The organism is Aquisediminimonas profunda, assembly GCF_019443285.1.
GTDB lineage: Bacteria > Pseudomonadota > Alphaproteobacteria > Sphingomonadales > Sphingomonadaceae > Aquisediminimonas > Aquisediminimonas profunda.
The window spans coordinates 1,439,388-1,461,916 of sequence record NZ_CP080327.1; the positions used below are offsets into that span (position 1 = coordinate 1,439,388).

Annotated in this window: 30 protein-coding genes; 24 read left to right on the forward strand and 6 right to left on the reverse strand. The window is 59.7% G+C overall.

The annotated features are described in order from the left end of the window. The first annotated feature begins 4 nt into the window (after positions 1 to 4). Entirely contained in the window at positions 5 to 643 is a 639-nt protein-coding gene (locus K0O24_RS07140; protein ID WP_219895160.1) for an HAD family hydrolase, read from the forward strand. Here the strand turns inward: K0O24_RS07140 and pyk are convergent. Further along, positions 587 to 2,053, reverse strand: coding sequence for a pyruvate kinase (gene pyk, locus K0O24_RS07145; protein WP_281421710.1), 1,467 nt, complete (start codon positions 2,051 to 2,053; stop codon positions 587 to 589). The two genes, K0O24_RS07140 and pyk, sit on opposite strands and share 57 nt — an antisense overlap. 47 nt (positions 2,054 to 2,100) lie before the next feature. Here pyk and K0O24_RS07150 point away from each other — a divergent pair, with 47 nt between their 5' ends. Continuing rightward, on the forward strand, positions 2,101 to 2,409 hold the full coding sequence (locus K0O24_RS07150; RefSeq protein WP_246611162.1) for a DUF1244 domain-containing protein: 309 nt from the start codon (positions 2,101 to 2,103) through the stop codon (positions 2,407 to 2,409). Between the two features lie 2 nt (positions 2,410 to 2,411). On the opposite strand, the gene K0O24_RS07155 is transcribed toward K0O24_RS07150, so the two are convergent. After that, entirely contained in the window at positions 2,412 to 2,750 is a 339-nt protein-coding gene (locus K0O24_RS07155) for a darcynin family protein (protein ID WP_219895161.1), read from the reverse strand. A gap of 87 nt (positions 2,751 to 2,837) precedes the next feature. Here K0O24_RS07155 and K0O24_RS07160 point away from each other — a divergent pair, with 87 nt between their 5' ends. From K0O24_RS07160 to pal, 14 genes are all read left to right on the forward strand, one after another. After that, positions 2,838 to 3,461: a TetR/AcrR family transcriptional regulator gene (locus tag K0O24_RS07160; RefSeq protein WP_219895162.1), complete on the forward strand. Its 624-nt coding sequence runs from the start codon at positions 2,838 to 2,840 to the stop codon at positions 3,459 to 3,461. A gap of 30 nt (positions 3,462 to 3,491) precedes the next feature. Further along, positions 3,492 to 3,728 carry a DUF2312 domain-containing protein gene (locus tag K0O24_RS07165; protein WP_219895163.1) on the forward strand — a complete coding sequence of 79 codons (237 nt, stop codon included), beginning with the start codon at positions 3,492 to 3,494 and terminating at the stop codon, positions 3,726 to 3,728. 18 nt (positions 3,729 to 3,746) lie between these two features. Then, on the forward strand, positions 3,747 to 4,067 hold the full coding sequence (locus K0O24_RS07170) for a heavy metal-binding domain-containing protein (protein ID WP_219895164.1): 321 nt from the start codon (positions 3,747 to 3,749) through the stop codon (positions 4,065 to 4,067). A 67-nt stretch (positions 4,068 to 4,134) separates the two neighbouring features. Next, positions 4,135 to 4,878: a YebC/PmpR family DNA-binding transcriptional regulator gene (locus tag K0O24_RS07175; protein ID WP_219895165.1), complete on the forward strand. Its 744-nt coding sequence runs from the start codon at positions 4,135 to 4,137 to the stop codon at positions 4,876 to 4,878. Next, entirely contained in the window at positions 4,875 to 5,360 is a 486-nt protein-coding gene (ruvC, locus tag K0O24_RS07180) for a crossover junction endodeoxyribonuclease RuvC (protein ID WP_219895521.1), read from the forward strand. Before K0O24_RS07175 ends, ruvC begins: the two co-directional genes overlap by 4 nt. A gap of 42 nt (positions 5,361 to 5,402) precedes the next feature. Further along, positions 5,403 to 5,999 (forward strand): Holliday junction branch migration protein RuvA, encoded by a 597-nt coding sequence (gene ruvA / locus K0O24_RS07185; protein WP_219895522.1) that lies wholly within the window; start codon positions 5,403 to 5,405, stop codon positions 5,997 to 5,999. After that, the gene (ruvB, locus tag K0O24_RS07190; RefSeq protein WP_219895166.1) at positions 5,996 to 7,021 is read left to right on the forward strand and encodes a Holliday junction branch migration DNA helicase RuvB; all 1,026 of its coding nucleotides are present in this window, start codon (positions 5,996 to 5,998) and stop codon (positions 7,019 to 7,021) included. The genes ruvA and ruvB overlap by 4 nt, the downstream gene beginning before the upstream one ends. A 20-nt stretch (positions 7,022 to 7,041) precedes the next feature. Next, positions 7,042 to 8,007 carry an acyltransferase family protein gene (locus K0O24_RS07195; protein ID WP_219895167.1) on the forward strand — a complete coding sequence of 322 codons (966 nt, stop codon included), beginning with the start codon at positions 7,042 to 7,044 and terminating at the stop codon, positions 8,005 to 8,007. 61 nt (positions 8,008 to 8,068) lie between these two features. After that, positions 8,069 to 8,518, forward strand: coding sequence for a YbgC/FadM family acyl-CoA thioesterase (locus K0O24_RS07200; RefSeq protein WP_219895168.1), 450 nt, complete (start codon positions 8,069 to 8,071; stop codon positions 8,516 to 8,518). A gap of 5 nt (positions 8,519 to 8,523) precedes the next feature. Further along, complete coding sequence (tolQ, locus tag K0O24_RS07205; RefSeq protein WP_219895169.1) at positions 8,524 to 9,222, forward strand: protein TolQ; 699 nt, start codon at positions 8,524 to 8,526, stop codon at positions 9,220 to 9,222. A gap of 44 nt (positions 9,223 to 9,266) precedes the next feature. Then, positions 9,267 to 9,659: an ExbD/TolR family protein gene (locus K0O24_RS07210; RefSeq protein WP_219895170.1), complete on the forward strand. Its 393-nt coding sequence runs from the start codon at positions 9,267 to 9,269 to the stop codon at positions 9,657 to 9,659. After that, complete coding sequence (locus tag K0O24_RS07215; protein ID WP_219895171.1) at positions 9,659 to 10,414, forward strand: cell envelope biogenesis protein TolA; 756 nt, start codon at positions 9,659 to 9,661, stop codon at positions 10,412 to 10,414. Before K0O24_RS07210 ends, K0O24_RS07215 begins: the two co-directional genes overlap by 1 nt. After that, positions 10,411 to 11,733 (forward strand): Tol-Pal system beta propeller repeat protein TolB, encoded by a 1,323-nt coding sequence (gene tolB / locus K0O24_RS07220; RefSeq protein WP_219895172.1) that lies wholly within the window; start codon positions 10,411 to 10,413, stop codon positions 11,731 to 11,733. Before K0O24_RS07215 ends, tolB begins: the two co-directional genes overlap by 4 nt. Before the next feature lie 20 nt (positions 11,734 to 11,753). Next, entirely contained in the window at positions 11,754 to 12,263 is a 510-nt protein-coding gene (pal, locus tag K0O24_RS07225; RefSeq protein ID WP_246611163.1) for a peptidoglycan-associated lipoprotein Pal, read from the forward strand. 58 nt (positions 12,264 to 12,321) lie between these two features. Here pal and K0O24_RS07230 read toward each other — a convergent pair whose 3' ends face one another. Beyond that, a complete protein-coding gene (locus K0O24_RS07230; RefSeq protein ID WP_219895173.1) occupies positions 12,322 to 12,954 on the reverse strand; it encodes a glutathione S-transferase family protein in 633 nt (210 codons plus the stop codon). A gap of 116 nt (positions 12,955 to 13,070) precedes the next feature. Here K0O24_RS07230 and K0O24_RS07235 point away from each other — a divergent pair, with 116 nt between their 5' ends. After that, complete coding sequence (locus K0O24_RS07235) at positions 13,071 to 13,952, forward strand: dienelactone hydrolase family protein (RefSeq protein ID WP_219895174.1); 882 nt, start codon at positions 13,071 to 13,073, stop codon at positions 13,950 to 13,952. Between the two features lie 44 nt (positions 13,953 to 13,996). Here K0O24_RS07235 and clpA read toward each other — a convergent pair whose 3' ends face one another. Continuing rightward, positions 13,997 to 16,318 carry an ATP-dependent Clp protease ATP-binding subunit ClpA gene (gene clpA, locus K0O24_RS07240; protein ID WP_219895175.1) on the reverse strand — a complete coding sequence of 774 codons (2,322 nt, stop codon included), beginning with the start codon at positions 16,316 to 16,318 and terminating at the stop codon, positions 13,997 to 13,999. Positions 16,319 to 16,367: 49 nt separating this feature from the next. Continuing rightward, positions 16,368 to 16,646 carry a DUF1192 domain-containing protein gene (locus tag K0O24_RS07245; protein WP_343211268.1) on the reverse strand — a complete coding sequence of 93 codons (279 nt, stop codon included), beginning with the start codon at positions 16,644 to 16,646 and terminating at the stop codon, positions 16,368 to 16,370. Between the two features lie 9 nt (positions 16,647 to 16,655). Between K0O24_RS07245 and K0O24_RS07250 the strand changes: the two genes are divergently transcribed. Then, a complete protein-coding gene (locus tag K0O24_RS07250; RefSeq protein ID WP_219895524.1) occupies positions 16,656 to 17,633 on the forward strand; it encodes an NAD(P)H-quinone oxidoreductase in 978 nt (325 codons plus the stop codon). 12 nt (positions 17,634 to 17,645) lie between these two features. On the opposite strand, the gene K0O24_RS07255 is transcribed toward K0O24_RS07250, so the two are convergent. After that, positions 17,646 to 18,122, reverse strand: a complete 477-nt coding sequence (locus K0O24_RS07255; protein ID WP_219895176.1) for a hypothetical protein — start codon at positions 18,120 to 18,122, stop codon at positions 17,646 to 17,648. Between the two features lie 243 nt (positions 18,123 to 18,365). Here K0O24_RS07255 and K0O24_RS07260 point away from each other — a divergent pair, with 243 nt between their 5' ends. The 6 genes from K0O24_RS07260 to coaD are packed head-to-tail and all read left to right on the forward strand — an operon-like array spanning position 18,366 to position 22,469. Further along, complete coding sequence (locus K0O24_RS07260; RefSeq protein ID WP_219895177.1) at positions 18,366 to 19,052, forward strand: DUF1013 domain-containing protein; 687 nt, start codon at positions 18,366 to 18,368, stop codon at positions 19,050 to 19,052. Then, positions 19,049 to 20,140 (forward strand): MBL fold metallo-hydrolase, encoded by a 1,092-nt coding sequence (locus K0O24_RS07265; RefSeq protein ID WP_219895178.1) that lies wholly within the window; start codon positions 19,049 to 19,051, stop codon positions 20,138 to 20,140. The genes K0O24_RS07260 and K0O24_RS07265 overlap by 4 nt, the downstream gene beginning before the upstream one ends. Further along, positions 20,130 to 20,786 (forward strand): HAD-IA family hydrolase, encoded by a 657-nt coding sequence (locus K0O24_RS07270; protein WP_219895179.1) that lies wholly within the window; start codon positions 20,130 to 20,132, stop codon positions 20,784 to 20,786. The genes K0O24_RS07265 and K0O24_RS07270 overlap by 11 nt, the downstream gene beginning before the upstream one ends. A gap of 33 nt (positions 20,787 to 20,819) precedes the next feature. After that, a complete protein-coding gene (locus tag K0O24_RS07275; protein WP_219895180.1) occupies positions 20,820 to 21,059 on the forward strand; it encodes an exodeoxyribonuclease VII small subunit in 240 nt (79 codons plus the stop codon). Between the two features lie 7 nt (positions 21,060 to 21,066). Continuing rightward, complete coding sequence (locus K0O24_RS07280) at positions 21,067 to 21,966, forward strand: polyprenyl synthetase family protein (protein WP_219895526.1); 900 nt, start codon at positions 21,067 to 21,069, stop codon at positions 21,964 to 21,966. After that, positions 21,963 to 22,469 carry a pantetheine-phosphate adenylyltransferase gene (gene coaD / locus K0O24_RS07285; protein WP_219895181.1) on the forward strand — a complete coding sequence of 169 codons (507 nt, stop codon included), beginning with the start codon at positions 21,963 to 21,965 and terminating at the stop codon, positions 22,467 to 22,469. The genes K0O24_RS07280 and coaD overlap by 4 nt, the downstream gene beginning before the upstream one ends. Positions 22,470 to 22,529: the final 60 nt, after the last annotated feature.

A 22,529-nucleotide genomic window follows, 5' to 3' on the forward strand; every position in this document is an offset into this window, starting at 1 on the left:
CACGATGGCCGTTAAGGCGGTCGTCTTTGATGTCGGGCGTGTCCTTTATGATTGGGACCGTCGTTACCTCTTCGAAAAGCTGATCGAGGATCAGGAAGATCTTGATCGCTTCCTGGCGGACGTTGTGCCGATCGATTGGCATGAGCAACATGATGCCGGCCGGCCCATCGATCTCATGGTTGAAGAACGCATCGCCCGGTTTCCCGAACACGCACAGTTGTTGTACGCCTATCGACATCGCTGGCTGGAGACGATCCCCGGTCCGGTTGCGGGAGTTCATCGGCTGGTCGAAGAATTGGCAAAAAATGGCGTTCCACTATTTGCCATTACCAACTTCGGGGCGGATTTCTGGGCCATGTTTCGTCCGACCGCACCCATATTCGATCAATTTTCCGACATTGTCGTTTCCGGCATCGAGCAAATGACAAAACCGGGAGACGCCATTTATCGACTGGCCCTTGAACGGTTTGGCCTCGCCCCGGGCGAGGGGTTCTTCGTCGACGACAGCCTTCCCAATGTCGAGGCTGCGCGAACGAACGGCTTTGTTGCCCATCATTTTACTGATGCGGAAAGCCTGGCACGCGAACTAGCGGCCCTTGAGCTCCTGCCCAGTCAATCGGACCACGTGGAGCACGTTGGTTGAGCCCGGTGTCCCGAAGGGGACGCCGGCCATCATGATCACCCGATCTCCGCCCCCGGCAATTCCCTGACGCAAGGCCATGCGTTTTGATTTGGCCACCATTTCCTCAAACGATGATACGTCCCGGGTCGAGACTGCATGGACGCCCCACAGCAGGCCTAGCCGGCGCGCAGTGGCAAGCTTCGGCGTCAGCACCAGAATCGGGACGAGCGGTCGTTCACGTGCAATCCGTCGCGCAGTCGAGCCGGACTCGGTGAAGCATATGATGGATTTGGCAGACACTGTTCTGACAATATCGAATGCCGCTTCTGAAAGGGCATCTGCCGTTGTCGGATCCGGGCGTGTCTCCGTGAAATGAACCCGCGCCGCATAGGCAGGGTCGCTTTCCACATTGATCGCGATCCGGTCCATCATCGCGACCGATTCGATCGGCCAATCTCCAGCCGCCGATTCAGCGGACAGCATCACGGCATCGGCGCCGTCATAAATGGCCGTTGCCACGTCGGATACTTCGGCACGCGTCGGCGTTGGTGCCTTGATCATCGATTCGAGCATCTGGGTCGCGACAACGACCGGCCGACCGAACCGGCGGGCTGTTTCCACAATCCGCTTCTGTGCGGGCGGCACCGCTTCGGGAGGCAACTCAACGCCCAGATCTCCACGCGCGACCATGACAGCATCGGCGAGTTCAATGATTTCTTCCAGTCGGGATAAGGCAGCCGGCTTTTCGATCTTGGCCAGCAGGGCGGCTCGCCCGCCAATCAGGCGTCGGGCATCGGCGAGATCTTCCGGCCGTTGGACAAAGCTGAGCGCGATCCAGTCAACACCCTGTTCCAGTGCAAAGCTGAGGTCCGAGAGATCCTTTTCGGTCAGCGCGGCCATCGGAACGACAACATCCGGGACGTTAAGGCCTTTGTTGTCAGAGAGCATTCCACCCACTTCAACGTGCGTTGTGATACGGGTCTCGGACATTTTCTCAACCCGCAGTACCAGCTTTCCATCATCAAGGAGAAGCCTTGCGCCAACTTCAAGCGCCTCAAAAATTTCCTTGTGTGGCAGGCACACGCGCTTGGAGTTTCCCGGGGCAGGATCGCGATCAAGCGTAAATTTCTGGCCGGTTTCGAGTTTGGCGGATCGGTCCGAAAATTTTCCGACCCTCAACTTGGGGCCCTGCAGGTCGGCAAGGATTGTCGTCGGCCGCCCGAGCGATTTTTCGAGGGCGCGGATTGATTTGATCAATTCCACCTTCTCGGCCTGTGCACCATGGCTCATGTTGATGCGAAAAGCATCGGCGCCCGCCTTGAACAGCTTTTCGATCATCTCCGGCGTGTTGCTGGCAGGGCCCAAGGTTGCAAGAATGCGCACCTTTCGCGCGCGCGGCGCGACGTCACGATGCTGGCGGGGTGTTATCAAGTGTTGCTCCTCTGGATCACTCTTGCCTTAGCCGCTATCCATGAGCCATGGAATCCCGCAAAGGACGAATGATGGATATAAATATCGAGGATGCCGTAGCAGCAGCTGCGTTCCGTAGGTTGGTTGCTCATTTGCGTCATCGGACTGATGCCCAGAATGTAGACCTGATGGGGCTTGCCGGCTTTTGCCGCAATTGTCTTGGCGATTGGGTCGCCGAAGCTGGCGGGTTGACCAAAGAAGAAGGCCGGAGCCTGGTATACGGCATGCCCTATTCGGAATGGAAAGCGAAGCACCAAGGAGAAGCAACGCCGGAACAGTTGGCACGGATGCAGGAAAGCATGAAAAGGAACGCCTGAATTCAGCCGCTGATCGCGACTTTTCCATAATGATGCGCGTAGGCGTTCTCCACAGAAAGGAGGACGTCTTTTACTTCGAAATAGGAATCCCAGAACTCGGTTTCGCGCAAGTCCTCGACCAGAGCCTGCCAGGCGGCAAGATCGTCCGTTTCCCACATGGCCATGTCCGAGACATGCGCGGAATAGAACTCACAGTCGAAGAAGCGCAGCCGCACCCGGTCGTTGCGGGTGAGGATGGGTTCGATCACGGCTCCGAGGAAGGAAAAGCGCTGTTCTGGCGTCAAGGCCAGCCAACGTGGCGTCGCACGCAAAGGCATGAAAATAAAGTAGGGCTTGGCCATCGCCAGGTCTCCGTAAATTGATTCTGGAATAAATATGAATATTTGCTCATATTTATCTACTCGCATTGCACATAATGGCCTGAACGCATGTCACAGAACCAGATTTCGCCCAGAAAACTCCCGGTCCAAGCTCGCGCACGGGCGACATGGGAAGCGATTGTCGAAGCGGCAGCTCAGCTTCTGTCCGCTTCCGGACTGGCTGGATTCAATACCAACGCGGTCGCGATGCGCGCCGGCGTGAGTGTCGGCACCCTCTATCAGTATTTCCCCAACAAGGACGCATTGATGGTGGCCCTGATCGCGCGTGAACAGGCTGCGCGCGCCGATGCACTGGGGCGGATCGTCGAAAGCGTTGAAGAAGAAACGCTTGAAAAGGGTGTCACCATTCTGATTGATGCATCGGTGGCAGGCGAACAGGAGCGCCCTCAACTATCCCGCATCCTTGATCAGGAAGAAGCACGGCTTCCCGTTTCCGGGCTGCTTCGGAGCTCTCACGCGGCGTTGGACGCCCATATTGCGCGATTTCTGCAACCCCATTTTTCAATGGTCCCCGAATGCAAGCGCCAAGAGATGGGGAGGACGATGCGTGTTATTGCACGCGCGCTGATTGATGATGCAATCAACCTCGACCCGCCGGACACCGAACGTGCCCGCTTCGAGAGCCGTACGGCCATTCTGGGCTATCTCGACAAGCATCGGCCACAGCCTTAGGGCAGCGGCAATTGCTAACTGGAGAATGTGATGAGTGACGTTGTAGCCGCAGATGAACTGCGCCTTCTGATTGAGCGTATCGAGCGGCTTGAGGAGGAGAAAAAGGGCATCGCCGACGATATTCGCGATGTCTATTCCGAAGCAAAGGCTCGTGGCTATGATGCCAAGATCATGCGCCAGATCGTGCGCCTGCGGAAAATGGAAACGCATGACCGCCAGGAAATGGAAGCGATCCTAGACACCTATAAGGCCGCTCTGGGCCTCTGACACGAAGGAGATGATGCGATGATAATGTCCACGACTACAGCCATCGAGGGTCGCCCGGTGCGCGAGTATCTTGGAATCGTGACTGGCGAAGTGATTGTCGGTGCAAATATTTTCAAGGACCTTTTCGCAAGCGTGCGCGACATCGTCGGTGGCCGTTCCGGGTCCTATGAGTCCACTCTCCGTGACGCCCGCAAGACCTCGCTCGATGAAATTGCGCAGGAAGCGCTTTCGTTGGGTGCCGACGCCGTGATCGGGATTGACCTTGACTATGAAGTTCTGGGGCAGGGCGGCTCGATGCTCATGGTCACCGCTTCGGGGACCGCCGTCAAACTTGGGTGAAAACTTGCCCCGGGGAACGTCTTTGGGCTAGGGCGCGCCCATCCCAACTCCATTCAGAACGGTTTCCATGGCAGGCCATTCCAAGTTCAAGAACATCATGTATCGCAAGGGCGCTCAGGACAAGAAGCGCTCGGCAATGTTTTCCAAGCTTTCGCGCGAAATTACTGTCGCTGCTAAGTCAGGCGTGCCCGATCCCGACATGAATCCGCGGCTTCGTTCTGCGGTCCTCGCCGCGCGTGCCCAATCGATGCCAAAGGACAATATCGAACGCGCGATCAACAAGGCGACGACGGGCGAAGGCGATAACTATGAGGAAATTCGCTACGAGGGGTTCGGCCCCGGTGGCGTTTCGCTGATCATCGAGGCCCTGACCGACAATCGCAATCGCACCGCAACCAATGTCCGCACCGCAGTTTCGAAGAATGGTGGAAACCTCGGTGCGCCGGGTGCAGTCAGCCATGCCTTCGACCGGCTGGGGCAGATAATCTATGCTGCAAAGGCCGGCGATCCGGACACAGTTTTCGAGGCGGCATTGGAAGCGGGTGCAGCCGACGTCGAATCGTCTGACGACGGGCACGAAATCTGGACTGCGATGGACGAACTCCATGAAGTTGCAAAGGCGCTTGAAGCCAAGCTTGGTGCTCCGGAAGCGGTCAAGCTCGCCTGGCGACCGCAAACGACGGTCACAGTTGGCGAAGGCGAAGCCGGCACGCTCATGAAATTGCTCGATGCGCTCGATGATGACGATGATGTCCAGACGGTCTGGGGCAATTATGATGTGCCCGATGACGTGATGGAGAAGCTGGGCTGATCATTCTCGGCCTCGATCCGGGACTGGGGACGACCGGCTGGGGCGTGATCGCAGCGGTTGGAAACCGGCTTAGCCATATTGCCAATGGGCAAATTGCCACCGATCCCAAGGCGCCTCTGCCTGAAAGGCTGGTTGCGCTCGACCGCGCCCTGACCGACTTGATGATCCAGCACAGCCCGGAGGCTGCAGCTGTTGAAGAAGTCTTCGTCAATGCCAATCCGCAATCGACCTTGAAGCTCGGGCAGGCGCGGGGCGTCTGTCTGCTTGCGGCCGCACGCACCGGCCTCGAAGTCGGCGAATATGCTGCGCGCCTTGTCAAGAAGGCTGTCGTGGGCGTCGGTAATGCCGAAAAGGCGCAGGTTCATGCCATGGTTGCGCGGCTCTTGCCCGGAATCAGGATTACCGGCGCCGATGCTGCGGATGCGCTGGCTGTTGCGATCACGCATGCGCATCATCTGGCGAGTGCGCGGCGCATTGGGTGATCGTGATTCCCTTTTGCAAATCGCGTGGCTACAAGCATGGCCATGATTGCCCGCCTCACTGGACTATTGGCCGAAAGTGCCGCTGACCATGCAGTGATCGATGTGGGAGGCGTAGGGTATCTGGTGCAGGCGTCGGCACGGACCCTTTCCGTTCTTGGCCCTATTGGCGGACAGGTGATGGTCTTCACAGAAATGCAGGTACGCGAAGATGCCATGACGCTCTTTGCGTTCGGCTCGGCTGGAGAGCGTGACTGGTTCCGCCTTCTGACGGGTGTCCAGGGCGTGGGAGGCAAGGTTGCACTCGCGATCCTGTCCACGCTTGACGCCGAAGACCTGAGCCGCGCGGTGGCCACCGAAGACAAGGCGATGGTCGCTCGCGCCAATGGTGTTGGTCCAAAACTGGCGCAGCGCATCGTCATGGAACTGAAAGACAAGGTGGGCGGTGTCACCCTCGGGTCCGCAGGCGCGCTGCCCAAGGCAACGGGCGGATTTGCAGCCGATGCGGTTTCGGCCCTCGCCAATCTTGGCTTTCGGCCTGCTGAAGCGGGAGCGGCCGTTGCTGCCGCTGAGGCCGAACTGGGCACCGACGCAACGCTTGACGCATTGGTGCGGCTTGCGCTGAAGAAAGCGGCCAAATGACCGACGATGATCGCATCCTGACTTCGAGCCACCGTCCCGAGGATGTGGACGCTGCTTTGCGTCCCAAAACACTGGACGAATTCGTTGGCCAGAAGGCGGCGCGCGAGAATTTGCGGGTGTTTATCGAAGCGGCACGGACGCGTGGCGATGCGCTCGACCATGTCCTCTTCTTCGGGCCGCCGGGATTGGGCAAAACCACGCTGGCGCAGATCGTGGCACGTGAAATGGGGGTGGGGTTTCGGGCGACCTCCGGGCCGGTCATTGCCAAATCCGGTGATCTTGCCGCTCTTCTGACCAATCTTGAGGACGGCGACGTCCTCTTCATCGACGAGATCCACCGTCTCAATCCTGCGGTCGAGGAAATTCTCTATCCGGCGATGGAAGATCGCGCACTGGACTTGATGATCGGCGAAGGGCCGTCCGCGCGCTCGGTGAGGATCGACTTGCCAAAATTCACGCTGGTTGGAGCCACGACCCGCCAGGGCCTTCTGACGACGCCGCTGCGTGACAGGTTCGGAATCCCCGTTCGCCTGACATTCTATTCGGTCGAGGAATTGGAAAAGGTCATCCGCCGGGCCGCAGCACTTCTTGATCTCACCATTGCCGAGGACGGGGCCAGGGAAATTGCACGACGCGCGCGCGGTACGCCTCGCATTGCGGGACGGCTGCTTCGCCGCGTTCGCGATTTTGCCAATGTTGCAGGTGAAGCTACTGTCTCTGCCAAGGTGGCCGATGCCGCGCTGAACCGTCTTGAAGTCGATGCGCTTGGCCTGGACGCGATGGATCGCCGATACCTGACCATGATCGCAGACATCTACAAGGGTGGTCCTGTCGGTGTCGAAACGCTTGCAGCGGGCCTTTCGGAACCACGCGACACGATCGAGGAAGTGATCGAGCCCTTTCTGATCCAGCTTGGTCTGATTGCGCGAACAGCACGGGGACGCTGCCTCAATGCCGGCGGATGGAAACACCTTGGGCGCAATCCTCCGGCAGGCGCGCAAGACGGGCTTTTCGACGCCTGATGACATTGCCTTCCACTCGCATGAAATGGATCGACATCGCGCGCGGAGTCGGCATCATTCTTGTCGTCTACGCACATGCCGCTCGTGGGCTGGTTCATGTCAATATGCTGCCGTCAACGGGCTGGCCGATTTACTTTGATACTGTCATCTATGCTTTCCACATGCCGCTGTTCTTCATTTTGGCGGGTTTGAACATCGAACGCGGCGTGGCTCGCGGCCGCAGGGAGTTCATCCTGAACAAGCTGCAGACGGTCGCTTGGCCCTATTTTTTGTGGTCCTTTGTCCATGGCAGTCTGAAAATCGCGAGCGCGGGCTACACGAACAATCCGATCACGTCGTCCGATCTGCTAGCTATACCGCTGGTCCCGATCGAGCAGTTCTGGTTTCTCTACGTTCTGTTTCTTTGCCAGTTGGCGATTGCGCTCATCCTGCCGCGACGCTGGCTTCTGCTTGCGCTGACACTTCTCGCGGTGGTCGTGTGGTGCAGCATTCCGAGCGGCTCCATCTTCTTTCGCGCGCTTCATTTTCTCCCCTATGTCGTGCTTGGCATCTTTGCCCCACCCTTGCTGGCCCGGCTTGCAGCACGACCGGCAGCGCAGCTTGCCGTTGCCGCTGGAGCCTGGGCCTGGTTTGCTGCCCTGATTCTGCCGGTCGGGCCGCCAGCGCACGATGCGCTCACCATTTATGCATTGGCCGTGCTTGGCTCCGTTGCAACAATTGCGACGGTCATGTGGCTCGGGGTGGTTATTCCCTCGATGACTTGGCTTGAGGTTCTGGGCCGGCTGTCGATGCCCATATTCCTCATGCACACGATCTTTTCCGCTGCCACGCGCGCAGGCCTGCAAATGGCGGGTCTCGCCGATCCAATCCTGGCTCTGGTTCTCGTCACTGTTGCAGGATTGCTGTTACCGTTGTTCGCCTATCGCATTGCCGTTGCCTTGAACGTCACGCGGCTCCTTGGCTTTGGCCCGCCCGTTGCACGCTAGACCGACGATTTTTCTTGATCTGTCATTTGCCGTTGCGAATCCGAAGCGATAGAGGGGGGTCATGACGTCAGCCCCGCATCCTGGCGGCCGCTTCGTCGGCCGGGAACATCAATTCCCGCTGCGCATCTATTTTGAGGACACCGACTTTTCCGGCCTGGTCTATCACGCCAACTATTTGCGCTACATGGAGCGGGCGCGATCCGACATGCTCAAGTGTGCGGGTATTGACCAGCGCGAGGCCTTCGACAACGGCGAGGGCGTCTATGCGGTGTCCGAACTCGAGATCAAATACAAACGGCCGGCGCGCTTTGATGACTTGCTGTGTGTCATCAGCACCGTCGAACATCTGGGTGCTGCGACGGTCGTGATTCATCAACGAGTCATGTTGGGTGATGAAATGCTCACCCAGGCTCGTGTTGTCGCGGCATTTCTCTCGCGTGAGGGACGGCCAAGGCGCCAGCCAAAGCCCTGGATCGCCGCTTTTGAAACTTTGTTGCCAAAGGACTCCTGACACTGATGCAAGCCCTTGTTCTCAACACAGACGCTGCGACGCTTTCGCCGATCGCCCTGTTTCTGCAGGCCGACATCATCGTGAAGATCGTCATGATCGGATTGCTTCTCGCAAGCATCTGGACCTGGACAATCATTGTCGGCCAGTGGCTGAAACTGCGCAACGTTGGTCACGAAACCCGGCAGTTCGAGCGCGATTTCAAGGATTCAACGGATCCCCATGCCTTCCAGCAGGCCCACAAGGGTTCTAGGCTGCCCAGTGCGCGGGTCATGCAGGCTGGGCTGGCGGAGTGGCGAAGCTCGACCGTCGGGCGGCGGACAATCGATCGTGAAGGCACGCGCGCCCGTCTGGCCAGCGCCATGGGGACGGCCGTTGCGGCCGAAATCGACCGCCTGTCGGACAGGCTCAACGTCCTGGCGACAATTGGCAGCGTGGCCCCGTTCGTTGGTCTTTTTGGCACAGTCTGGGGTATCATGCGCTCCTTTACGGCGATTGCAGCCGAGCAGAATTCCTCGCTCGCTGTGGTGGCTCCCGGCATTGCCGAAGCGCTGTTTGCAACCGCACTGGGTCTGTTCGCAGCCATCCCCGCAGTTATCGCCTACAATCGCTTCGGGCATGTGCTGAACCGGCTTGAAGCGCAGCTCAACCGCTTTGCGGACCGTTTCCATGCAACCTTGAGCCGCGAACTGGAGCTTGATCAGTGACGCCCGTTCCATCTGCCACCCGTCGCCGCTCCAGACGCGCGCCAATGGCCGAAATCAACGTGACGCCGATGGTCGACGTCATGCTGGTGCTGCTCATCATTTTCATGATTACCGCGCCGTTGTTGATGGCTGGCGTTCCGCTGAACCTGCCGGACAGCCGGGCCAAGGCGCTTGAACAGGACAAGACGCCCATAAAGGTCTCTCTCGATGAGACCGGAGCGCTCTACATCGGGGAGCAGCTTGTCCCCTTTGCCGAACTCCCCGCACGGTTGGCAGCGGTTGCCGAACGAGCCGGGTCGGAACCGCCGCAGATCTATCTTCGGGCTGACCGAACGCTTGATTATGGCACAGTGATGCGCGTGATGGGGGAACTCAATCGCGCGGGTCTCAATCGCGTGTCGCTCGTCACAACGGGTGATGCGGGCCAGGACAGATAGTGGATCGCGCCGAACAGACCGGGCTTGGCGTTGCGATTGTCGCGCATGCGATGCTTTTTGCTGCGCTGTCGCTCAATTTGCTGAAGCCACCGGAACTTCCGAAATATGATGCAGAGCCCATCGACGTGTCGCTGGTTGATACGGTCGCTCTGGACTCTGCAGCCCCGGAACCAACACCTGCGCCAGCTGGTGCCACAGCGGAAGATCCGGCACCAGTCGAACAGCAGGTTGCGCCTCCTGCGCCCACATCGGCTCCCCAGCCAAAGGCGGCAGACAAGCCTGTTACCAAGGCTCCCGCTCCCGCAAAGCCCACGCCAAAGGCCGAACCGGCCAAGACAAAGCCTGCGCAGGCGCAGCGTCGATCAGGGCTTTCGCGGGATCTTGTTGCAGGTTTGACTGATGCCCCGGCAAGCACGGGCACACCCGCAAAGACAATCGGTCCGGCTGTCGCATCCTCGATAGGAGCGGAAATCCGCCGCCAGCTGAAGCCGCACTGGAAATCGCCCACCGGGGCCGATGTCGAGCTTTTGCGCACAACATTGATCGTCCGCCTGAAGCGTGATGGCTCGATTGACGGAGCACCGACACTGGATTCGCAAACCGGCGTCAATGACAGCAATCGTATTCAGGCAAAATTGCATGTCGATCAGGCAATCAGGGCGGTTCGTCTGGCCGCCCCTTTCCAACTTCCAGCCGAATATTACGATGCCTGGAAGGTCATCCGTCCGACATTTGACAAGAGGCTGTCACAATGAATTTTCGTCTGGTTCTTGGTTTCAGCCTGGCATGCCTGTTGGGTGCTGGTCCTGCGCAGGCACAATTGAGCGTCGATGTGACGGACGAAAGCGGCAATGACCTCACCATTGCCGTTCCTGTCCTCCCCACGCCGCAAGCCACGGCCACGCCTGCCGGGTCAACCGATATGCTTGGTCGCCAGATTGCCGAAGTGATCGCGGCGGATCTCAGGGGATCGGGGCTTTTCAAGCCGGTCGGTCCCGGAGGGATTCGCGCGATCGGCAATGATGAGGTGACCTCACCGCAATTCGAGGCTTGGTCAGCGTCGGGCGCCGAAGCGCTCGTGCAGGGTTATGTCCGTGCCAGCGCTAATGGCGAACTGACTGTTGGATGCTATCTTTACGACGTCGCCCTCAAATCCGAACTGACGCGGCAAGGCTATGTCATTGCACCGCGTGACTGGCGGCGGGCAGCGCACAAATGCGCAGATGCAATCTATGCGCGCCTGTCCGGCGAAAGCCCGTTCTTCGATAGCCGGATTGCCTATATCGCCGAAAGTGGTCCGAAGAATCATCGCATCAAACGTCTCGCAATCATGGATTCAGACGGGGCGAACCACCGTTTCATTACCAACGGGCAGACGCTTGCACTGACACCGCGCTTCTCGCCCGACTACAAGTCGATCGTCTATCTGAGCTATCTGGGAAGCCGCCCGCGCATCTTCATCTATGATGTGGCTTCCGGAACCCAGAAGCTGGTGACTGAAAGCGCCAACCCGACCTTTTCGCCCCGCTTTTCGCCGGATGGCAAGACGATCCTCTATTCGATGGCCGTGGCCGGCAACACGGATATCTATCGTATTTCCGCGAGTGGCGGCTCGCCCCAGCGGCTCACCAATTCCCCCGGAATCGATACGGGCGGGAGCTTCTCACCCGACGGCAGCAAGATCGTCTTTGAAAGTGACCGGTCCGGCAGCCAGCAGATCTATGTGATGAACGCCGACGGCTCCGGCCAGCAACGCATCAGTTTTGGCGGTGGCCGCTATGCAACGCCCGAATGGAGCCCACGTGGCGACCTGATTGCCTTTACACGGATTGCGGGTAATTTCCGTATCGGCGTGATGTCCCCGTCTGGCGGAGGCGAGCGTCTGCTTACGGACAGCTGGCAGGACGAAGCGCCAAGCTGGTCGCCCAATGGGCGCGTGATCCAGTTTTTCAGGACGGCACAAGGCAGTGGCAAGACGGGGGTCTGGCAAGTGGATCTGACTGGCGTGAATGAGCGCCGCATTCCAACGCCTCTTGACGGGTCGGACCCGGCCTGGGGCCCCATTTTACCCTAATCGGACGAAGGAGACTGACAATGAACAAGACTGCATCCCGACTGGTCATGGTCGCTTCCCTAGTGGCGCTTGCCGCTTGTGCGCCCAAGCGCAAGGTTGAGGATATTCCGCCTCCACCAGTCCAGCAGGGTGAGGCCACTCCGGATGCCAATGCCGACAAGCCGTTACCCGGAAGCCAGGCCGATTTCGTGGCGAGCGTGACGGCCGACCGCGTGTATTTCGACACGGACAAGTTCGATATCGATGAAGAGGATCAGGCTGTCCTGCGCAGCCAGGCAAGCTGGCTGGCCCGCTATCCGACCAAGCGCGTCACGATTGAAGGGCATTGCGACGAACGCGGCACGCGTGACTACAACATTGCGCTGGGCGATCGTCGCGCCAATGCCGCGAAAAACTTCCTGGCCTCTCTGGGCGTCGACTCGGCGCGCATTTCCACGATCAGCTATGGCAAGGAACGGCCCGATGCCATGGGTTCTGACGAGGCAAGCTGGGCAAGGAACCGCCGTGCTGTCACAGTGACGGTGCAATAGCGGCGACTGTTTTGCGGCATGCCCGGGAGGGACGCACTCGTCCGCCCCGGGCAGATGATCATGCCTTGCTTTTCCGCGCCTCGGCGTTGAGCGCCCCATCGATTTCATTCGCCCGGATATAGGCGGGACGCGCGGTGATGCGCGCGGCGTACGATTCGAAGGCGGGGCGCTTGGGCAATGTGCCAAAGCGGGTGCCCCAGACGATCTGCGAACCGACATAGACATCGGCGGCGGAGAATTTCGGGCCCGCGACATAGTCATACTTGCTGACTGCCAGTTCGAGCACATCCACCGTCAGCGCGAAACTGCCATATCCGGCCATGCCCGTCTTTTCGGCAGGCACTTCAAAGCCGAGCGATGTGTTGACCAAGGCCTGCTCCAGCGGCCCGGCGGCGAAGAAAAGCCAGCGATAATAATCGGCGCGTTCGGACAGTGGCGGGGCCAGCCCGGCATCAGGGAAAGCATCGGCCAGATAGGCGCAAATCGCCGCACATTCGGTGACAACATGCTCGCCATGCTTGATCGCCGGAACCTTGCCCATCGGATTGATCGCCAGATAGGCCGCGTCCTTCATGCCTGAGCCAAAGTCGAGCAGCACCTGATCGTAAGGTGCGCCAACCTCCTCAAGCATCCAGCGGGCTATCTGTCCGCGCGACATTGGGTTCGTGTAAAAGGTCAGGCTGGCGGTCATTTTCAACTCCGGGTACGAATCGACGTGCGAACATATATGGAACATTGACTTTGCCTTGCCAACCGCTTTTACTTGGCTGCAGGATGCCGCGCGCACGTTGTACGGAGAATGGTTGCATGACTGACAAGAGCCCCGAACGCCTGAGCGAGGACCAGAACTGGGTCCGCTCAACCCAGGTTGACCGCCGCGCGGCGATCCTGGGGAGTGCCGTCCTGACAGGCTATGCTCTCGCGGCACAGCCGGTGGCCGCCTCTGCGATCACGACCGATGTAATCGGCCTCGATGCCGGGATGACGAGCTTTCAGACTGCCGGCCTGCGGATGAATGCCTATCGCGCCAAGCCGTCGGGAAAGCGCAACCTGCCAGTGGTCATTGTCGTGCAGGAAATCTTCGGGCTGCATGAGTGGGTGAAGGATATCTGCCGCCGTTATGCCAAGGCGGGATTCTATGCCATTGCGCCCGATCTTTACCAGCGCCAGGGCGATGCCACCAAAATCGCCGACTTCAAGGTTCTGATCGGCGATATCGTCTCGAAAGTGCCGGATGCGCAAGTCATGGGCGATCTGGATGCCGTAGCGCAATTTGCCGGCACGGACGGCGGCAATGCCGCGAAACTGGGCATTACGGGGTTTTGCTGGGGTGGCCGTATTGTCTGGCTCTATGCGGCGCACAATCCGCGCCTGAAGGCGGGCGTTGCCTGTTACGGTCGCGTCGTTGGTCAGCCGACTGTTCTTCAGCCGAAGAATCCGATCGATCTCGTCCCTGCAATCAAGGCACCGGTCCTCGGGCTCTATGGCGCTTTGGACAAGGGCATCACCCAGGCCGACGTCGCGACGATGAACGCTGCGCTGAAAGCTGCCAAAAAGCCTTCGACAATCCATGTCTTCGCGGGTGCCGATCACGGATTCTTTGCCGACTATCGCCCGAGCTACAATGAAGCTGCGGCAAAACAGGGCTTTGCCGAAGGGCTGGCCTGGTTTCGGCGCCATCTGAAGTAGTTTCGGACGCGCACGGCGCGCGTCCGAAACTTCTCAATTCGGCCTCAGGCTCCGGCTTTTGCCTTCGCCTTGCCGCCCTTCTTTCCCTTCTTGGGGGGCGCAGGCGTGATTTCGAAAGCCATCGCACCGTCCTTCAGGTGAACCGCGACTTCGCCACCGTGGACAAGCTTGCCGAACAAGAGTTCCTCGGCCAGCGGCTGCTTGATCTTTTCCTGGATCAGACGGCTCATTGGCCGGGCGCCATAGAGCTTGTCATAACCCCGTTCGGTCAACCATGCCTTGGCAGCATCGTCGAGCTTGATGTGCACATCGCGGTCGGCAAGCTGGAGTTCGAGTTCGAGAATGAACTTCTCGACGACCCGCGCCACGACTTCCGGCGGCAAATATCCGAAAGGCACAACGGCATCGAGCCGGTTGCGGAATTCGGGGGTGAACATCTTCTTGACCGCTTCGCCATCCTCGCCCTCGCGGGTGAGATTGCCAAAGCCGACTGTTTCGCGCGCCATGTCGCTGGCGCCCGCATTGGTCGTCATGATCAGGATGACATTGCGGAAATCGACTGTCTTGCCGTGGTGATCGGTCAGGCGGCCATTGTCCATCACCTGCAGCAGGATGTTGAAAAGGTCTGGATGGGCCTTCTCGATTTCGTCGAGCAGCAGGACCGAATGCGGCTGCTGATCGACCGCATCGGTCAAGAGACCACCCTGATCATAGCCGACATAGCCCGGAGGCGCACCGATCAGGCGGCTGACGGAGTGCCGTTCCATATATTCGCTCATGTCGAACCGCTGGAGCGGAATGCCCATGATCGACGCAAGCTGACGGGCGACTTCCGTCTTGCCGACGCCGGTCGGCCCGGTGAACAGATAGGAGCCAATCGGCTTTTCGGGATCGCGCAGGCCAGCCCGCGACAATTTGATCGCCGAAGCGAGCTTCTCGATGGCGTCATTCTGACCGAAGACCACCCGCTTCAGATCCGCTTCGAGGGTTTCCAGTGACTTCTTGTCATCGCTGGACACTGTTTTCGGAGGGATACGCGCCATGGTCGCGATCACGGCCTCGATTTCCTTGGGCGTGATGATCTTCTTGCGCTTTGCCGGCGGCACCAGCATTTGCATGGCGCCGACTTCGTCGATGACGTCGATCGCCTTGTCCGGCAATTTGCGGTCATTGATGTAGCGCGCGGACAGTTCCACGGCGGACTTGATTGCGTCCGGCGTGTATTTGACGCTGTGATGGCTCTCAAAGGCACTGCGCAGGCCGGACAGAATCTTGATCGTGTCTTCGACCGTCGGTTCGTTCACGTCGATCTTCTGGAACCGGCGGAGAAGCGCGCGATCCTTTTCGAAGTGATTGCGGAATTCCTTGTAGGTCGTCGAACCGATGCACCGGATCGTGCCGCCCGACAGCGCAGGCTTCAGCAGGTTGGAGGCATCCATGGCTCCGCCGGATGTCGCGCCCGCGCCAATGACGGTGTGGATCTCGTCGATGAACAGGATCGCATGGGGCAGTTTTTCAAGTTCGCTGACGACAGCTTTCAACCGCTCTTCGAAATCGCCGCGATAGCGTGTCCCGGCAAGCAGGGCGCCCATATCAAGCGAATATATGACGGCGGGAAGCAGGACTTCGGGCACATCGCCTTCGATGATCTTGCGCGCCAGACCTTCCGCAATGGCGGTCTTGCCGACGCCGGGCTCGCCCACATACAGCGGGTTGTTCTTGGAGCGGCGGCAAAGGATCTGCACGGTCCGGTCAACTTCGGGACCGCGGCCGATCAGTGGATCGACTTTTCCGGTGCGCGCCTTTTCGTTCAGATCGACGCAGAATTGCTTGAGCGCGGATTCCTGCTTGTTCTTGCCCTGCGCTTCCTGCTTCTTTTCTTCCTTGTCTTCGGTCCCCTTCACTTCGCGTGTTTCGGGGACTTCGGTGCCCTTGCCCACGCCATGTGAAATGAAGCTGACTGCATCAAGGCGGCTCATGTCCTGCTGCTGCAGGAAGTAGACGGCATAGCTCTCGCGTTCTGAAAACAGTGCCACAAGAACATTCGCGCCCGTGACGTCGTCCCGGCCCGAAGACTGGACATGGAGGATCGCGCGCTGCACGACGCGCTGGAACCCGCTCGTCGGTGACGGGTCGGAATCGCCCTGGACTTTCAGCGATTCCAGTTCGGTATCCAGATAATGGGCAACAGTGTCCTTGAGCTCGCCAAGATCCACGCCGCACGCGACCATGACCTTTGACGCATGCTCGTCATCAATCAACGCGTAGAGCAGGTGCTCCAGCGTCGCATATTCATGTTTGCGGCTGGACGCAGCGGCAAGCGCATTGTGCAGCGTGGTTTCCAGTTCACGGGCAAAAGATGGCATTTGTTGCTCCTTCGCTCCCTATGTCGGGCCTGAGATGCCAAACATCAAGTCAGCGTTTGAATAACCCTTCCGCACTTGCCCGAAAATTAACGGACCCTTCGATCTTTCGATTCACGCGCGCAATCTCTGCCTCCAGGATTGCCACCCGCTCCTTCAATTCATTAACGGACAATGGGTCAAGATCTTGCTTCACCAGCAAGGTCAGCGGATCCTGTGGCCGCTTTGCGAACAATTCATCCATGTCCATGGGTGAATCGTTGACCGAACCGCCGCCCAAGTCAATAAGGCTTGTGCGTTTCGAAACAGGGGGATCCGCGTGCCAGTTCATCCCGAATCCATGATTGCCATTGATCCTGCCGCCCCGGGCGGTCCTGAAGTCCTTCAACCGGCAACCCGGCCGGTCCCGCTCCTCGGGGCGGGAGAGGTGTTGATCAGGGTCGCAGCCGCGGGCGTCAATCGGCCCGATGTCCTGCAAAGGCGGGGCATGTATCCGCCGCCACCGGGGGCGCCCAGCATTCCCGGGCTTGAAGTGGCCGGGGACATCATTGCGGTGGGAGACGGCGTGGATCCCGGTCGGATCGGCCAGAGGGTCTGTGCGCTCGTGGCTGGCGGTGGCTATGCCGAATATTGCGCGGCGCCGCTTGGCCAGTGTCTGCCCGTGCCCGACGCCATCTCGATGATCGAAGCGGCAGCAATGCCCGAGACGCTCTTCACCGTGTGGACCAACCTGTTCGAGCGGGCCTATGCCGCGGAGGGCGATACCGTGCTTGTGCATGGCGGCACCAGCGGCATCGGCACAATGGCCATTGCGCTGGGCAAGCTGTTCGGACTGACCGTGATCGTGACATGCGGCTCGGACGGCAAGTGCGCCCGCGCGCGGGAGCTGGGTGCAGATCACGCCATCAACTATGCGACGCAGGACTTTGTGAGTGAGGTTCAGGCCATCACGGGCGGCAAGGGCGTGCAGGTTGTGCTCGACATGGTTGGCGGCGATTATCTCCCGCGCAATGTCCAATGCCTGGCAGAAGACGGTCGCAATGTGACGATTGCCGTCCAGCGGGGGATTTCGGCCGAAATCAACATTGCCATGATCATGATGAAGCGCCTGACATTGACCGGGTCAACGCTGAGGGCGCGGCCGGTCGCATTCAAGACGCTTGTTGCCGAAGAACTCCAGCGCGTTGTCTGGCCCCATGTCGAGGCCGGCAAGCTCAAACCGGTGATCGACCGGACCTTCCCGCTGGCCGAAGCCGCCGCCGCCCATGCGCGGATGGAAGGCGGCGACCATGTCGGGAAGATCGTTCTGGTGGTTTGAACGGCCAGTTCGCTATTGTGTGTTTTTGGATCCCTTGATGACGAGAGACCCGTAAATAACGGCCCCCGCAAGCAAGATGCCACCTACAACGAAGGCGGCAGTCCGCAGCGTTAAGCCGCGATTTTTGCCCTGCTCATCCTGAACAGCTCCGAGCCGCTCGGAAGTCAGACTGTACCCCGCAAGCGACATGTGCGGCTGGCTATTGCTGCTGTTGACGCCGAATTCGAGCCCCTCCCCGAAACGCGTGAAGGATGCGCCGCGTCGGGTCTGGCCGGATTGCATGGCAGCGAAGGAGAAGCCTGCGCGCAATCTTGGTTCTCTCGTCTGACCGCCAACGGCAAGCCGGATTCGCGCTCCTGCAAAGGCACCTGTGCGGACTTGGGAATTCTGTCTGGCGGACGATGCGTCATCCAGTGTCGCTGCCTGCAACGCAGGGGTGGTTGCGACCTGAAGACAGAGGGTGGACAGGATGACGGCAAATTTTGTCATGCGAAATTTCATCGGGAAGGCCTTTTGTAAAAATCTTCATTTGTCTTCGAAAACGTCTAACCCCCTACCGACCGTGGGCAGAATTTGGATGCAGGTGTGGCACTTGTTTGTGACGCGGCTGCAGATAACGTCCGATCGAACAATGGAAACTTGCCCTGAACGCCGTCCTGCGTTAGACCTGTTTCCAATGTCTTGGCCGCTCCGCGAGGGGCGGCCCTTCTTTTGTCTGAAAGGTTTTTCATCATGGCTCAGCCGCTCATGCCCCATGCGACCGCATCATGGCTGGTCGACAATACGGCGTTGACGTTTGAACAGATCACCAAGTTCTGTGGTCTCCACATTCTCGAGGTGCAGGCCATTGCCGACGATATGGCGGCGACCAAGCTGACCGGGCGAGACCCCGTTCGCGCGGGCGAATTGACGCTTGAGGAGATCGAAAAGGGTCAGGCCGATCCCAATTACGAGCTCAAGATGTTTCGCGAGCCCGAACAGGCCACGCGCACGAAGGGTCCGCGCTATACGCCGGTTTCCAAGCGCCAGGACAAGCCGGATGGCATTGCCTGGATCATCCGCAATCATCCCGAAGTGTCGGATGGGCAGATTGGCAAGCTGATCGGAACGACGCGCAACACCATCCAGGCCATCCGCGACCGGACCCACTGGAATATTGTCGATATCGTGCCTAAGGACCCTGTCACACTCGGCCTGTGCACCCAGCGCGAGCTTGATGCGGTCGTGAAGAAGGCTGCCAAGCTCAAGGGCATCGAAGCGCAAGCCGACGGCAAGCTGGAAGGCGATCGTGCGGCGCTGATCGAGGAACTGCGTCATGAGCGCGAGGTCGCGGCCCGCGCTGCCGAAGCGGCAGCCGAAGGCGTCGAGGTCGTCGTGGCTCCGGTCGAGCACAACGCCGAGACATTGTTCAAGCGTTGAGCGAACCTGTCTCCTATGATGCGTCGCTGGTTCATGACGAAAGCTACCTCGCGACCAGCCACAAGGGTCTGACCTATCCCTTTGGCAACCACGCGCCTGGTTCGGGTGAAATCACGCGGATAGCGGAAGGCATTTGCTGGGCGCGCATCCCGATGCCGGGATCGTTGGGGCACATCAATAGCTGGCTGCTTGATGATGAGGACGGATGGGCCGTCGTCGATACCGGCATGCAGCTCAAGACCTGCAGCGATGCATGGAAAGACCTGTTTGCGGGTGCGCTCGACAATGCGCGCCTGACCCGCATCATCTGCACGCACATGCACCCCGACCACATTGGTCTGGCTGGCTGGCTGGCGAAGCGATTTGATGCCGATGTGTGGATGACCCGCGGTGAATGGCTGACAGCGCGCATGCTCATTGCCGATGCGCGGGACGAGGTTCCCGAAGAGGCGATCATCAACCAGCGCGGCGCTGGCTGGGGAGATGATGTCCTCGAAGAGACGCGCAGCAAGGGCTGGGGCCGGTTCAGCCGAATGGTCTTTCCGATGCCTGCGGGCTTTCGACGCCTGAAGGACGGAGACACGCTCGAACTGGGTGCCAATGTCTGGAAGGTTGTTGTCGGATCAGGCCATAGCCCCGAACACGCCTGCCTGTACAACGAGATGTCCGGCGTGCTTGTTTCGGGCGATCAGGTGCTGCCGAAGATCAGTTCCAATGTCTCGGTCAACATCAGCGAGCCGATGGCTGATCCACTGGGCGAATGGCTCTATTCGATTGACAAGCTGCTCAATGTCCTGCCGTCAGACCTGCTTGTCTGCCCGGCCCATGGGGAGCCGTTCAAGGGGCTGCACGTCCGTCTCCGGGCGCTGCGTGACGAGCATCTGTCCCGGCTCGACACGCTGACGAGCCATCTGGCCGAGCCGCGGCGTGTTGTCGATTGTTTCAGCCAGCTCTTCAATCGCGAGATTGGGCCTGAACATCGCGAATTGGCCACGGGCGAAGCACTGGCTCATCTGCGTCGACTGGAACTCGAAGGACGGGTGCGGCGCGAAACGAACGATGGCGTGTGGTGGTTTCATGCAAACTGAACTGAAGGCAGTGATCTGGGATTTCGGGGGCGTCGTCACATCGTCGCCTTTTGACGCCTTTGCGCGTTACGAATCCGAACGCGGCCTCCCGGCAAACACGATCCGCCAGATCAATGCGACCGATCCCGACAGCAATGCCTGGGCGCGTTTTGAACGGGCAGAAATCGATGCCATGGCATTTGACAGTCTGTTTGCCGAGGAAGCGGCGCGTATCGGACATGACGTCCGTGGCGCCGATGTCCTAGCGCTCCTGTCGGGCGATGTGCGACCGGCGATGGTGTCCGCCATTGATGCAATCAAGGCGAGCGGCTTTCGGACGGGCTGCATTACAAACAATGTTCCGGCCGGGCATGGTGCGGGCATGGCCCTGACGCTGGGCAAGGCAGAAACTATCGGCGCGATCATGGCGCGCTTCGACCATGTGATCGAAAGCTCCAAGGCCGGCATTCGCAAGCCCGATCCGCGCATTTATCTCATGATGTGCGAGGCTCTCTCCGTTGATCCAGCCCACTGCGTCTACCTTGACGACCTGGGGATCAACTGCAAGCCGGCAGCGGCGCTCGGGATGCGCGCGATCAAGGTTGTCAGCGAGGCGCAGGCTCTTGCGGACCTCGAAGCCGCCGTCGGCATTCCGCTATCCGCTTGACCGCGATGTCCCGCAAGGTCAGAGAAGCAGGCAATGGTTGACGACGTTTCCACCCTGTCTTTCGAAGACGCGCTGAAGCAGCTCGAATCGATTGTCGCGCGCCTCGAATCGGGCGACGCCAGCCTCGATGAGTCCATCGGGCTGTATACGCGTGGCGATGCCTTGCGGGCGCAGTGCGAAGCACGCCTGAAGGATGCGCAGGCACGCATCGAAAAAATCAGCCTCGGCCCGGATGGAAGGCCTTCCGGGACCGAGGCATTTGATGGCGGCTGACCCGTCCATGGCATCGCCTTCGCCTCGCCTTGCTGCCGCGATGGACGGCATTGCAGAAGCGATGGATCGACAGTTCGATCTCCTCCTGCCACTGCCCGATGACCCCCGGCGACGATTGTTCGAGGCGATGCGTCATGCAACGATCGGCGGCGGTAAACGGCTACGCCCGTTGCTTGTGACCGCATCCTGCGCCCTTTTCCATGTCGATCCAGACGCTGCCATGCGAGTCGCGACCGCGATCGAATGCATCCACGTCTATTCGCTGGTGCACGACGACCTGCCAGCGATGGACGATGATGACCTGAGGCGGGGCAAGCCGACCGTGCACAAGGCCTTTGACGAAGCGACGGCCATTCTGGCGGGGGACTCACTGCATGCCCTGGCCTTTGAACTACTGGCCGATGAAGCGACCCACAGCGATCCCTTCGTCCGGTGCGAGCTTGTCATGGACCTTGCCCGAGCGAGTGGTCCTGACGGTATGGCCGGTGGCCAGATGATGGATCTGGAGGCCGAACACCAAACCTATGACCTGCAGACCGTGACGCGGCTGCAGCAGTTGAAAACCGGAGCGCTGATCGCCTTTTGCATTGAGGCCGGGGCCATCATGGGGCGCCTGCCGCCGGAGGGACGGGCTCCGCTCCGCGGCTATGCCCGCGATATCGGTCTTGCCTTCCAGATTGCGGACGACATACTCGATGTCGAGGGCAGTGAGGCCGTTGCGGGCAAGGCGCTCGGCAAGGATGCCGAGCAAGGCAAGGCGACCTTCCTTTCCATACTCGGCGTCGAACGCGCAAAATTGCAGGCGCGTGCGCTTGTCGATCAGGCAATCGCTCATCTTGGCCATTTCGGCCATGAGGCGGACCTGCTGCGCGACATCGCGCGATTCACGATCGAAAGGGACAAATGATGGAACGGATCGGTGTTTACCCGGGCACATTTGATCCGATCACCCTCGGACATATGGATATCATCCGGCGCGGCGCGAAACTGGTCGATCGTCTCGTGATCGGTGTGACGACAAACCCGTCCAAGTCACCCATGTTTTCGGTAGAGGAGCGCATGGCGATGGTCAGGCGTGAAGTGGCCGATGTCGGCGGGACGATAGACGTGGTCGCCTTCGATGCGCTGCTCATGAAATTTGCGCGCGACCAGAAGGCGTCAATTATCGTGCGCGGCCTGCGGGCTGTGGCCGATTTCGAGTATGAATATCAGATGGCAGGCATGAACCAGCAGCTTGACGCGGAGATCGAGACCGTCTTCCTGATGGCCGATGTGGCGCTTCAGCCCATTGCGTCGAAACTGGTCAAGGAAATCGCCATCTATGGCGGCGATATCCGCAAATTTGTCGCGCCTGCCGTGGAAAAGGATGTGAAGGCGCGGGTCGATCAGATCGGCCGCAAGGGAGATTAGTTCGGGTCACATTCATCTGCCGGGCCCTAAGGGCTCGCGCAGGATGAAGAGAGGGGTATC